The 12,785-nt window shown below is 48.1% G+C and carries 13 protein-coding genes; 2 read left to right on the forward strand and 11 right to left on the reverse strand.

All coding sequences use genetic code 11. From position 1 onward, the window contains the following. Positions 1–18 precede the first annotated feature (18 nt). The 10 genes from NDI33_RS11180 to murG all read right to left on the reverse strand — a co-directional run bounded on the left by NDI33_RS11180 (position 19) and on the right by murG (position 9,183). On the reverse strand, positions 19–852 hold the full coding sequence (locus tag NDI33_RS11180; RefSeq protein WP_190675555.1) for a phycobilisome rod-core linker polypeptide: 834 nt from the start codon (positions 850–852) through the stop codon (positions 19–21). A 72-nt stretch (positions 853–924) separates the two neighbouring features. Beyond that, positions 925–1,548, reverse strand: a complete 624-nt coding sequence (locus NDI33_RS11185; protein WP_190536804.1) for a HEAT repeat domain-containing protein — start codon at positions 1,546–1,548, stop codon at positions 925–927. A 247-nt stretch (positions 1,549–1,795) separates the two neighbouring features. Continuing rightward, positions 1,796–2,668: a HEAT repeat domain-containing protein gene (locus NDI33_RS11190; protein ID WP_190429924.1), complete on the reverse strand. Its 873-nt coding sequence runs from the start codon at positions 2,666–2,668 to the stop codon at positions 1,796–1,798. Positions 2,669–2,736: 68 nt separating this feature from the next. Then, positions 2,737–3,114: a phycobilisome linker polypeptide gene (locus NDI33_RS11195; protein ID WP_242030379.1), complete on the reverse strand. Its 378-nt coding sequence runs from the start codon at positions 3,112–3,114 to the stop codon at positions 2,737–2,739. A gap of 65 nt (positions 3,115–3,179) precedes the next feature. Beyond that, positions 3,180–4,055, reverse strand: coding sequence for a phycobilisome linker polypeptide (locus tag NDI33_RS11200; RefSeq protein ID WP_190675557.1), 876 nt, complete (start codon positions 4,053–4,055; stop codon positions 3,180–3,182). A gap of 132 nt (positions 4,056–4,187) precedes the next feature. Then, positions 4,188–4,676 (reverse strand): phycocyanin subunit alpha, encoded by a 489-nt coding sequence (cpcA, locus tag NDI33_RS11205; protein ID WP_190411797.1) that lies wholly within the window; start codon positions 4,674–4,676, stop codon positions 4,188–4,190. 92 nt (positions 4,677–4,768) lie between these two features. Beyond that, entirely contained in the window at positions 4,769–5,287 is a 519-nt protein-coding gene (locus NDI33_RS11210; RefSeq protein WP_190411798.1) for a phycocyanin subunit beta, read from the reverse strand. A gap of 556 nt (positions 5,288–5,843) precedes the next feature. Next, positions 5,844–6,803, reverse strand: coding sequence for an RluA family pseudouridine synthase (locus tag NDI33_RS11215; RefSeq protein WP_190675559.1), 960 nt, complete (start codon positions 6,801–6,803; stop codon positions 5,844–5,846). 823 nt (positions 6,804–7,626) lie between these two features. After that, the gene (locus NDI33_RS11220) at positions 7,627–7,977 is read right to left on the reverse strand and encodes an S-layer protein (protein ID WP_190434004.1); all 351 of its coding nucleotides are present in this window, start codon (positions 7,975–7,977) and stop codon (positions 7,627–7,629) included. A gap of 147 nt (positions 7,978–8,124) precedes the next feature. Next, positions 8,125–9,183 (reverse strand): undecaprenyldiphospho-muramoylpentapeptide beta-N-acetylglucosaminyltransferase, encoded by a 1,059-nt coding sequence (gene murG / locus NDI33_RS11225; protein WP_190434002.1) that lies wholly within the window; start codon positions 9,181–9,183, stop codon positions 8,125–8,127. 147 nt (positions 9,184–9,330) lie between these two features. On the opposite strand from murG, the gene NDI33_RS11230 reads away from it, so the two are divergent. Both NDI33_RS11230 and NDI33_RS11235 read left to right on the forward strand, forming a co-directional pair. Further along, a complete protein-coding gene (locus NDI33_RS11230; protein ID WP_190434001.1) occupies positions 9,331–10,158 on the forward strand; it encodes a nuclear transport factor 2 family protein in 828 nt (275 codons plus the stop codon). A gap of 180 nt (positions 10,159–10,338) precedes the next feature. Continuing rightward, entirely contained in the window at positions 10,339–11,112 is a 774-nt protein-coding gene (locus NDI33_RS11235) for an SDR family oxidoreductase (protein ID WP_190675561.1), read from the forward strand. Between the two features lie 83 nt (positions 11,113–11,195). Here NDI33_RS11235 and NDI33_RS11240 read toward each other — a convergent pair whose 3' ends face one another. Then, positions 11,196–12,557 (reverse strand): NAD(P)/FAD-dependent oxidoreductase, encoded by a 1,362-nt coding sequence (locus NDI33_RS11240; RefSeq protein ID WP_190411804.1) that lies wholly within the window; start codon positions 12,555–12,557, stop codon positions 11,196–11,198. Positions 12,558–12,785 lie beyond the last annotated feature (228 nt).

Genomic DNA, 12,785 nt, shown 5'->3' on the forward strand with positions numbered 1-12,785 from the left:
ACCATGAACAATTAGCCTTTAGGCTTTGGGCGTTGGATAAAGGTAGCGGTAAGGAAGGGCTACGTCGGTGCGACCTACAGCAGGTTGCAAGTTGGCAGCTTTGCTCCTCGTGTCGGGAATCTCCATGTTTTTAATTTGAGAGAGTACCCGATCTCTGGTGCGCTGGTAGTTGACTTCGCTAGGGGCAATACTCCGAGCCATTTCCAAGAAGTTGTTTGGAATTGCTTGACGAACCGAGGTTTTACCCGCGGCGTTTTGACCCCCCACTTGGAAGTAACTCCGAGTATCTAGACCCATCATGCGACCGCGCCAGTAATCACTGTACCGGGGGTTGACCAAGTTAAAGGGTCGCTCGTTAAACCGGCGGCGCTGATAAGGTACAATCTCATCGCCGAAGTTCTGGTGGTATTCTTCGCTATCAACAACGGCATCGATAAAGCCATGCAATCCCTTGGAAGCAATTACAATTGACCAAGCAATTTGCTCGTCTTTGCCATAGGTAGCGCGTCCCAGAAACCGCTTGAAAGTGATGTCAACTAAGCGGTAGTTGGAGTTCGTGTCTGCCACCAACTGCCGATAAACATCGGACTTGCCCAATCCTCGAATAAACTCGCGCACGGATATAGCTCGATTCCGCAGTTGAGATTCTAGAAAAGGTTGGCGGTAGCTTTCTAAAATTAAATGTTCGCTGATGATTTGCCGGTAGGCAGCCCAGATCAAGTCATTAATTGCCGTGTCTGAGGTTGCATCTGTCAATCGATAAATCTGTGCGTCGTCCTCATCAGGTACTTCGTACCCTTCTACACGCTGATTCTGCGTGGTTGGTGTAATTTCAAGAAGTGGAATTGGCATATTTTTTGTTGTTAGTTGTTAGTTGTTAGCTGTTAGTGATGAGTCCATGAATAAAAGACGAATGGGCCTTTGCTAAGGACTCATCACTAATGACTGGTGAGCCAGCTGAACTCTGGCACGAACTGCTGGGTCATTATCTAAAGCCATTTCCGCTAATCGCTTTTGGATGGACGGGCGGACTTCCAACTGAGTGGAGAGTGCTTGCAAGCCGACGACAGCGGCGTAGCGAATCGCCCAGTCCTGGTCTTGAGAAATGAGCAGCAGGGTTTCCAATGCCCTAGCGATCGCGCTTTGAATCTGTTGGGCATTCAACGTGTTCCACCGGAGGTTTCCCAGCCCTTTCGCAGCAGCGCGGCGAACGCTGGGCGCGAAGTCGGTGACTGCTGCCTCTACTAAGATGTCTAAAGCGCGGGGGTCGGCGATTCCGGCTAGGGCACGAATCGCATAAGCCCTGGCACCGTAGTCATAGGCGTCCAGTTTTTCCAGCAAGGGTTGTACGGCGATTTCCCCTAACTGAATCAGCCCTTCTACTGCTGCTACTGCCGCTCCTGGGTTGTTATAACCTAAGACGGCGATCAGGGTAGGAATCCCAACTTCTAGACGGGCGGCAGCTAAGGCTCGGACTGACGCCACCAAACGTCCGGGGGAATCTGCCTGTTCAATGGCACGAATCAGTTCTTGGGGCGAATCAGTCATTAGTCCATCATCGGCGCTCGGTGGTCAATGGCGAATTGCGAATTGTCAATTGCCATTTGTTAAGTAGCTGAGCATAAATAAACGAAGCAGTAGGGTGGGAACTGCCACCCGTGCCGTGCAATGGGTGGGCAGTGCCCACCCTACCTATAGGCTACGTGCTGTTTAAGTTATGTCTAGCTACTTACTGATTGCTAGTTGTTAATTGCCATTTGCTACTTGCGATTAGCCATTAGAAAACGACAATTGACTATAACAAAGCATCCATCAGGGTCATCACCCTGATGGCGTCAGCAGATAGCGAATTCGGTTCATCTGGGTGTAAAGACGCGATCGCTCGCGCCTGTACGTGTTCCAGCAGCCCTTTGAGGGCAATGAGTTTGAAGCTATTTTCGGTGGCAGCACTGGCGATCGCTTCCGCTGCTGGCAGATAACCAATCGCACCCAAGTCTGATAATACGATGCGGCGCAGTTGCAGATCGCTGCCTTCCAATGCTTGAACCAAGCGTTCCCCATAAACGGAATCTTCCGTTAACTGGTACATTGCCCGCGCTGCTGCATATTGCACCCGCGCGACAGGATGCTCCAGAAACGGTTGAATCTGAGCAGTTGCTTCCGCCGCTTGAAGTGCTCCTAAGGCTTCCAGCACTGCTTCATAGGGTTGTGTCAGATGGGGTCGCCCTGGTACTGGCAGAGCGGCTGCCACACCCCCTTCTAGCAGTTGCATCAGTTCCGGAATGCAGGTGCGATCGCCTAGCATTCCCAAAGACTGAGCTGCGGCTTCTCGAACATAGAAGTCGGAGCAGCGCAAACAACGAATCAGCCCTGGAACGGCTCGGCGATCGCTTAGTTTCCCTAGCGCTCGTGCGGCATTGCGACGGAGGGGGTATCCACCTAGCTCTGTCCGATCCGATTCATCCTCCAAAGCTGTAATCAGAGCTTCTACAGCAGCAGACTCGCGCACGCGGAATTTACCCAGCCACCAGGCAGCATAGTAGCGGAGACTTAAATCTTCATGGCGGAGATTGGCAATTGCCTGCTCCACCGTTAGCGGTTCGCTACCCGGTGGATTTCCGGACGGTGAGTCTGATTCAGAATATCGATCGGGATTAGGCGATCGCATCGTAGGAGTGCAATGACTTGGCTTTTACGAACATGGCTGAATGGGCTTTCTGGGTAAGCTGAATCGGCTTAGCGCTTGCCTTCAGCGTCATGATTTTGATGGGCTGTTGTCGCTTGGCTTTTAGCTTCGCTGTCTCCATCCAGAGTTAAAGGCTGAATGTTGACGATTCTGCCACCCATGCGGTTAATCCGCTGCATTTCTTCATTCATGCGGCTGTAGGGCACTGTGATATAGAAACTGCCACTACGGCGAATGGGATAGCTGAGTTTGTCAGATTCGTAAGTCTGACGTAAACCTTCGACTTCGTAGCGAAATACCCGATTGGCAGCGTCACCCAAAGTACCGCTCCCAAGTGCAGTTTGTCCAAACATCGTTGAAATAGCTCCTGTAATTGGGTTGAAAACAGTTGAGGGGGTGATGACATGAAACTTGATAGTTGGTGTCATCACCATTGTCAAAAAAGACTCATTCAAAAAAGACTAAGTGCGATGACACTTAGAATCTGCTCACCTTAAGCGGGTGTAACGCTGACAATTTTGCCGCCCTGTTTCGTAATTTGCTGTAGTTTTTGGGACAGCTGCTCGTAGGGCACTAGGAAGGCGTTGCTACTGCGACGGACTTTCGGGTAGCCTGGGCTGAGAATTCCAGACACTTCAATGCGATAAACCCGTCCGCTTTGTTCCTTAGTACCGCCGAGGGCTTTTCTGGGGGCCGCGTCTTGAGGAATCGCTGCCGATCTCCAGGACGAAGAACTGCCAGAGGGTTGGAAAATTGTAGAAGCCTCATTTCGGCTCAATTCGCCCATCAGTCGGGGAGTTTTTCCTCCAACTTGGGAGCGATCGCTATTCGCATAACCCCGATACAGGCGGAACATACGAGTAAAGCCGGTCGTTCTCACTCCCGGCTCTACCATAAATCCACGATAATAAGGGACAACGTTGTTTCCGAAGTTGGCTTCATACTCAACGCTGTCGATGTAGGAATCGATTTCTGCGTCGTACCCGTGTTCCTCATAGATATTGAGGTGGGAGTTTATCTCATCCTCTGCGTAAGGTGCCCGCCCTAGCAAATGCTTGTAGTTGAGTTCGATCAAGCGGGTATTGGAATTGCGAAAGAAAAACTTGTTTTTGTATAGATCTGACTTAGCGATCGCGCGGACAAAATCTCTTACCGTTATATTTCCTTGCCGAAGCTGCGATTCAGCATAGGTTAGGCGTTCCGACTTCATGATGTAATCGTTGCCTAGTACCTGACGGTAAACCGCGCGGATTACCGCTTGCAGATCGTCCTCTGTCCAGTCAGGCCGCAGTTCCACCCGTGTTTCATCAAATGCAGAAAGACCTAGGCGGCCTGCTGCTGCTAAATTCGACGCCACTAAACCGGCCATTCTTGCTCTCCCAACGCAACAACTTTTTAAGATTTTTATACTCAAATTGAGAAAAACAATGCCCGGAAAAATTAGCAACTGCTAGCAAGCACGCCAACACTCGCTGATTCTTCCGGGCACCGCACCTGAATACTAGCTCAGGGCGTTAATGGCGTAGTCGATGTAGGTGTTGGCTTCGTTAGCAGCTTGACCAGTCAGACCATGATTGGCCTTGATGTTCTTGAGGGCTTCTACGTACCAGCTGTTGGACAGCTCGAATGTGCGGTTGATTTCATCCAAACCGGCAATCAGGTACTCGTCCATTGGACCTGTACCACCAGCAACTAGACAGTAGGTAACCATCCGCAGATAGTGACCGATGTCACGGGCACACTTGGATTTACCACGAGAGTCAGAAGCATACTGAGGCCCCTGCATCTGGGTGGTGTATGGGAACTTTTGGTACACGGCTTGAGCAGCACCATCAATCAGTTGCTGAGCCTTTTGGGTCAATGCACGGGCAGCTTCCATGCTGGCAGCGGCACGCTCAAAGCGACCGTTAACAGCAGTCAGTTCGGTGTTGCCTAAGAAACGACCTTGGGTATCGGCTGCGCCGATGGCTTCAGTAATCGGGGTCTTCATTGTTGAGGTATCTCCCTAAAAGTGTTTGCAAAGTTTTCGACTAAACAACGCGAATGTTCGCGTCTATCCAACAGCAAGCTTGCTAGTTGTTCTTAAGCAACAGCAGATGAGGCACGATCGAAGTAGCTAGCTACTTCAGACATCAGTTGGCTACAGTCGCCCTTGGTGATGCCATTGGGGTCATTAGCGATTTTGACCGCAGCTTCTTTCATCTTTTGGACGCCAGCAGCAACAGAACCACCAGGAACGCCTAGAGCTTGGTAGGTTTCGCGTAGACCGTTCAAGCAGCGATCGTCCAACACGCTAGAATCACCTGCGATTGTGGCGTAGGTAACGTAGCGAAGGATGATTTCCATGTCGCGGAGGCAAGCTGCCATACGACGGTTGGTGTATGCGTTTCCACCTGGTTGAATCAGTTGAGGCTGCTCTTCAAACAAAGCACGAGCGGCGTTGGCAACAATGCTGGAAGCATTGCTGGTGATGCGGTTAACGGTATCCAAACGCTTGCTGCCATCCTTGACAACATTGGTCAGGGCATCGAGCTGCTCGGTGCTCAAGAATTCACCGCGGGCATCAGCCTGAGAAACAACCTTGGCGAATGCATCTAACATGAACTCAATCTCCTACTACTGATTTGGATGAGTGTGGTTTTTTAAAACGTCGATATTTGTCAAGCAGAGCTACTTCAATCTATTGAATCAGCTCTTGGATTGGTCAAGCCCAGACATAAGTCCAACACACTTTTTAAGTCGCTCTCCCATCCCTTCTGTTACTTTACCTGCAACAAATTGGTTTTCACAGAAATATGAGAAAAGTCCGTGCTTTTATGAGAGATTTGCAACCTTGATAAATCCGTGTCTTGTTTAACTTTTGTCTGTTATTGATCCCTCCGGTTATTTTTATACAACGCCTTCGCAGCTTTGTTTTTTAAGATTTATTAAGCAATCTCAAGAGCCATGAATAAAAGCTCAAATCCTTACTCTTCCAGGGGTCTTGGATTTTATTTCCCACATACTTTGTTACAATTCTCCAAGTATTTATACTCAAAAAAACCAAGGTTTTTGTCTTTATAGTTTCTTAATATTTGTTTAAAAAGTTTCTCGGCAAGGGTTAGGTGTTTTTTGGAGCTAAATGTAATTATGTAGTTTTATGTAAATATATAAAGCCTTATCGGTCTATCGATTGTGGATTAGTGGCAGCAATTCGTCTTCGCAGCACATCGAGAAGCTTTACAAATGCTGAGGGTAGGGGTGCGATCGCTTCTATCAACTCCCCGGTTACTGGATGTTGCAATCGAAGCCGCCAAGCATGGAGCGCTTGACCGGGAAGATTGACCCCGACAGAGTGACCGGAACTGTAAACGGGATCTCCCACAATTGGATAACCGATGTAGGCGCTGTGAACGCGAATTTGGTGGGTGCGACCTGTTTCGAGTTGAAAAAGCATCAACGTGTGGTTTCCCAGGCGTTCCTGCACCCGCCAGTGAGTCATCGCCGCTCGTCCCCCCTTCTCTAGCGGTACGACAGCCATTTTTTTGCGATCGCCTGAATGACGACCGATAGGCTGGTCAATCGTGCCGCTGTCGGCGCGGGGAGAACCGTAGACGACGCCCAAATATTCCCGGCGTGCGGTTTTAGCTTTTAGTTGAGCTTGCAAGTGTTGGTGGGCTTGGTCGGTTTTAGCAACAACCATTGCCCCCGTCGTATCCTTGTCAAGACGATGGACAATTCCCGGACGTTGCACTCCGCCAATTTCCGCGAGAGGACAGTGGGCTAAAAGAGCGTTGACGAGCGTGCCTGCTTCGTGTCCTGCTGCTGGATGAACGACTAAACCCGCTGGTTTGTTGATGATAATCAGGGAATCATCTTCATAAAGAACATCTAAAGGGATTTCTTCTGGTTGCAGGTCTAGCGATCGCACTTCTGGAATCGTTAAAGATAGGCGATCGCCCATTTGCATGGTTGCTTTCTTGGACGTGCAGACGGTGCCGTTCAGTAGCACGTTGCCGTCTTCAATTAGTTTCTGGATGCGCGAACGGGATAAATCTGGTAGTTGTTGGGAAAGATAGCGGTCAATGCGACTGCCTGTTTCTTGAACTTCGAGAGAGATTGAATGGGGGGAATTCACGAATTCACTGTTTAAGTTGGAAACGAACTGCAGAGGACGCAGAGGACGCGGAGGAAGAGAAACAGGAACAAAGGTTAGTGAGGGCGGCGCGATCGCATTTTGGCACGAGTGGGAAGACTTGTCTTCTAAGAGTAGCAGTGCAGTTACTGAAACTACTCGAAAGGAATCAAATTTGTCTTTCTAACTTCCAATCTTCCCCACCTCGTAATTGGCTCAATTCCTCACTAATAACCTCGCTTAATTATTTCACTGAATGAAAATAGGTTAACTTGAGAGGTTTATGGGCTTCTATCATCTGCCTTTTGTCTATTATCCCTTGCAATTTAAATAGGTTTAATTTCTATTAACAGCTTCTACACTAAATACCTAAATAGCTTTTTCAAAAACATTTTTTAAGTCAAATTCCCATTCAGCTCGGTTAATACAATAGGGAATTTTATTTTCTTTAAAATTCAAAGCTTTGATTTTCAGGAGCAAAGCTTGAATAGAAACAGAGCGGGAATTAGTTAACGCTGCTCAACTTAATTTTTTTATCAAATAAACAAGCATTTTACTCAGAAAGCTTTTGATATTTTGCAACATAGCTTTTTTACTCATCCCTTTCAACTCATCCCTTAGGGACAAAGCATCTTCATATCTTCCTTCCAAAATGAAAACTCTTAAGCCAATGAGTTCTTGAGGCACTATTAACTGACCTCACTTACTACATCGCAAAACTTTATGGTGAACGGGTATAAACCAAGCTATTTACTATTGTAAAGATGCGATCGCTCTCGGCACTTTTCTGAGAGCGATCGCATCCTTACTTATACACACAATCCTCCTAAGTTCGGGGAACTTCCACTTTGGTTTCAGGCAGATTACTGCTTTGTTGAGGAATCTGTTGTTGCAAAAATGGTTTAACCCCCTCAGGTGAACTTGACCCTCGATAAGCGCCACAATAATACATACTTAGAACCGCTTTGAATGCCCAGTGATTCGACGGCACATCTGAGAAAGGATTGGGTAAAGTATCGGCTTGGTCTTGGGCGCAGGCTTCCAAAACTGGATCTGAAGCCGGTTGCGCTGGAGATGAGGGCGTTGTTGGGGCGATCGGTTCGGGATCTTGCGCCTTAGCTGGAGCCACGAAGCCAATAGTGGCAAGGAGTATAGCTGTTGCGATTTTGAGTTTCATGGTTTGCGAGGAACAACTGTACGGGCAACTTTCTCTTAAAGTTGCCCCTCCTCAAAACTAACAATTACTGGCGTTACATTGGCGGTTCCAATTTGTGGATAAACCCTAATTTCTCATCCAAAGGCTTTGCGATTGAAAGCCTTTTAGCTACAGCGTTCGGCGCACCAGATCGGCTAAACGTTCGGCACTGTCAGGAACTGCTAGCGTAGCAGCTTTTTGAGCCATTTGTTGTAGTTGTTCGGGCGACTGCAATAAATTCAATACCTTACTTTCTAGTAACTGAGGCGTCAGCTCTGACTGCCGGAATACCAAACCAGCCCCTGCTGAGTTAAAAATTGCCCCATTGTAGACTTGATGATCTTCAGCGGCGAAGGGGTAGGGAATGAGAATCGCTGGGGTTTGCGTAACCGCAAGTTCAGTTAATGTCCCAGCGCCAGCGCGGCTAATTGCCAGGTTCGTCCGTTGCAAAAGTGCCGCCATATTGTCATAAAACGGCATGGAAAGATACTGAGGATGCTGGAAACTTTGGGCATCAGGGTCATTATCGCCCGTCAGATGGACAATCCAGGCACCGGCATTCAACCACGCTGGGGCGCACTCGCGGACGATTTGATTGACGGCAACAGCGCCCTGAGAGCCACCGACGACTGCAATCAAGGGGACATCTTCAGGAATCGGCAACTCCAGCTTTTGGGGGGTGCGAAACTGGGCGCGAACTGGGGTGCCTGTGTAGGCGGTTCCAGCGCGGGGTAGGTAATGCGCTCCATATTCAAACCCCAGCGCCACGCTATTACACCACGGACTCAACCAGCGAGTCACTTTGCCGGGGAGTGCATTGGATTCGTGCATAATCACCGGGATTCCAATAGACCGCGCGGCAATAATCGCCGGTGCAGCAATGTAACCCCCTGTGCTGAATACACCCTGAAAATTCTTGTCTTTAAGTAGCTGGCGTACCTGCCGGATGGAACCCGTCAGTCGCAGCAGAATGCCCAATGTCCCCAGTCCAAACCCTTGTTGAAACCCTTCCACCTCAATGGTGTTGAGGGGATATTGAGCCGGAACTAACTGGGTTTCTAGGCGGTTCGGGACACCCAACCACTCAATTTCATAGTCTGGCAGTTTCTCGGCTAGCGCGATCGCGGGAAATAAATGTCCCCCAGTACCACTCGCTGCAATTAACAATCGTTTCGGTTCATTTGCCAAAGTTTCTATCTCCTACTGGCTGTCCTGGCTCGGATAAGATTAAAAATCAGTTATAAATTAGCCAATAGAGCATCCAGGATTTCTACTCTTTAGCACGTCTGTTGCTCGACACGGTTTTCTTTATCCAATTATTCAAACACGTCTGTGATGCGTAACCAGATAACTCCGTCTGTCAGCTTGTTCCAGTCTCTCATCAAGCAAAAGTCGAAAATTTTTGCCTTTATAATTTTTACGTCCCTGCTTCATCCAAACACTGTTCGAGCAGCGAGTCCAGAAACAGCACCCGCCGAGCTAAAAAATTCTCTCACGCAAATTGATGCAGCTGCCAATCGTCAGGATGTCAATGCGGTGATGCAGTTCTATAGCCAGAATTTTACCCATTCTGATGGCTTAAATCGTCAGAGTCTGCAACAGACTTTAACTCAACTCTGGAAGCGCTACCCAAACCTGAATTATCGTACAGAACTCAAATCTTGGGAAAAGGAAGGCGATGCGCTTGTTGTGGAGACGGTGACTCAGATTACGGGCACCCAGCGAATGGATGGCAAAAATATGAAGTTTGAGTCCGCCTTGCGATCGCGTCAGCGCTTTCAAGGTCAAAAAATTGTCCAGCAGGAGATTCTGGGAGAACGCACTCAGACGACCGCAGGCGTAAAGCCTCCCACGGTGGACATGAAATTACCGGAAGAGGTGCGTATTGGTCAATCCTATAGCCTTGATGCAGTGGTCCAAGAACCCCTAGGCGACGATTTGATGTTGGGAGCAGCAGTGGAAGAACCCGTACGGGGCGATCGCTTTGCCAAACCCGCGCCGGTGGATCTGGAGTTGCTGTCATCGGGTGGAATTTTTAAGGTAGGTCGCGCCCCCCTGACAAAAGGGAATTATTGGGTATCAACGGTTGTAATCCGCGAACAAGGCATGACAACAGTTACTCAGCGCCTGCGGGTTGTAGAAGGCAGTCGCCCTTCCAAATAGTTTTGAGTTTTGAGTTTTGAGTTTTTAATTAAATTAAAAACTCAAAGCTCAATTTTCAGAATTTATAGCAATTTTGTTTGATTTGCAAGGAATATTTTTAAAGACTGCAAAAAACGTGAATAAAAGAAAAAAGAGGGTTTTAAGATTTACTTAGATTGCCATAAAATTTAGTTAAACCGAATGATTTCTATCAAAGACAAAATCGTTGTAATTACTGGCGCGAGTAGTGGAATTGGTGCTGCTTGTGCCAAGATGTTTGCCCAAGCGGGTGCCAAACTGATCTTAGTGGCTCGACGCCAAGAGCGGTTGCAGGAACTCGCAGATGAACTTAGCAAAGAATTTTCTTGCCAGTTGCATCTACTAGCAGTAGATGTACGCGATCGCGCTTCTGTTGAATCCGCCTTTTCTTCTCTGCCAGATGCTTGGGCTGAGGTCGATATCTTAATTAACAATGCTGGTCTTAGCCGGGGATTAAATAAACTCCACGAAGGCAGTATTCAAGACTGGGAAGAAATGATCGATACCAATATTAAAGGCTTACTTTATTGCACCCGCTATTTAGTGCCAGGAATGGTAAACCGGGGTAAAGGTCATGTGGTGAATCTTGGCTCCATTGCCGGTCATCAAACCTATCCCGGTGGCAACGTCTACTGTGCTTCTAAAGCCGCTGTAAAATCGATTTCCGAAGGTTTAAAGCAAGACCTGTTAGGAACGCCTGTGCGAGTGACTTCAGTCGATCCAGGGTTAGTTGAAACGGAATTTAGTCAAGTACGATTTCATGGGGATAGCGATCGCGCTCAAAAAGTTTACCAAGGTTTAACACCTTTAACACCAGAAGATATTGCAGATGTAATATTTTTCTGTGTCACTAGACCTGCTCACGTTAATATCAGCGAATTACTTTTAGTCCCCACTGATCAAGCCACTGCTACCCAAGTTCATCGACGAAATTAATTTCGTCTTTTTAAACACAAAGGTTCCCAAAGAAATATCTTTCCTCGGCGAACCTTTGCGTAAACCTTCGCGTACCTTTGCGTTTAAACTTCCACCGTTTCTTTACTCTTCAGTGGCACGTAATAATCGCCGTTAGCGTCAACTCCTACCTTCCCAATTACCTCGTCGCCGGTAATCAATCTTGCCCCACGTTTGCGAGTCCAATAATTCCAACCCCACTGGAGCATGACGATAAGTTTATTATCAAACTCAATTAAGAAGTAAATGTGAACAAACACCCAGGTGAGCCAAGCGAGCAAACCGGAAAACTTCACATAACCCAAATCGACTACCGCAGCATTCCGCCCGATAACAGCCATACTGCCTCGGTCAATATATTGGAAAGGTGCCATACTGTAACCGGCAATCCGCTGTCTGATCAGGTTAGCAACATATTCCCCTTCCTGCATTGCCACGGGTGCAACACCTGGTAGTGGTTTCTCATTTTGATGAGAAAAACTTGCCAAGTCACCGACCACAAAGATATTAGGATGTCCTGCTATACTCAGGTCGGATTCAACGATAACCCGCCCCACCCGGTCAATTGCAGCGCCCGTGCGTTCTGCCAAAACTTTTCCCATTGGTGAAGCTTTGATTCCCGCTGCCCATAAGGTTGTTCTCGCTGGAATTTGTTCGATTTTATCGCCTTGTTTTGTGGTGATAATATTCTCTGCAATATTTGTCACCAGCGTCTTTGTCTGCACAGTGACACCTAAGCGCTGAAGAGAGGCTTCTGCTTTTGCAGATAACTCTGGTGTGTAGGGAGGTAGGATGCGATCCATCCCTTCCAGTAACAAAATTTTGGCTTCAGAAGTGTCAATGTTGCGGAAATCTCGCTTCAGGGTACTGTAAGCGAGTTCTGCGATCGCTCCCGCTAATTCTACCCCCGTCGGCCCTCCGCCGATGATCGCAAATGTCAACCAGGCACGTCGTTTTTCGGGATCGGTTTCCTTTTCTGCCGCTTCAAACGCCATAAAAATGCGACGCCGCATTTCCAGGGCATCTTCAACTGTTTTCAATCCTGGCGCTACGGTTGCCCATTGGTCATTGCCAAAGTAAAAATGGCTCACACCTGTGGCAACGATTAACGTGTCGTAGATCAGTTCTTCGCCAGCGAGGATGACTTTTCGCTGTTGTGGATCGATATCCTTTACCTCTCCCATCAGCACTTTAGTATTTTTGCTCTCGCTGAGTACCGCACGCAGAGGAGATGAAATATCTGCTGGGGATAGCGTTCCGGTAGCGACTTGATAAAGGAGTGGCTGAAACAAATGAAAGTTACGTTTATCGACCAGTGTCACATGGACAGGTGCGCCGCTCAATGCCTTGGCAGCATAAAGTCCGCCAAAGCCGCCACCGACAATCACAACATGGTGAGGAGACTGATTTTCCACTGCTACTACCATAAAATTGACATCCTTTGTTTTATGTTGCCCGTGGCTACGGTTGAACTAACATTTCTTTACCAACTGGCAAGGCTTCCGTTACAGATGTTCATATTAGCCTAGTGTGCCAGGGTTAAAACAGGCGTAGCGACGGCTACAGGTAGATTGTTGTGCCTGGAAAGTCTGCCATAAGAGGTATTCAGCACAGATTTAAGCTGATGCTAGACAATGGCGCGCTCGCGAAGCGCT

It is taken from the genome of Trichocoleus sp. DQ-A1, from assembly GCF_039961955.1.
In the GTDB taxonomy this organism is placed as follows: Bacteria; Cyanobacteriota; Cyanobacteriia; order Cyanobacteriales; family FACHB-T130; genus FACHB-T130.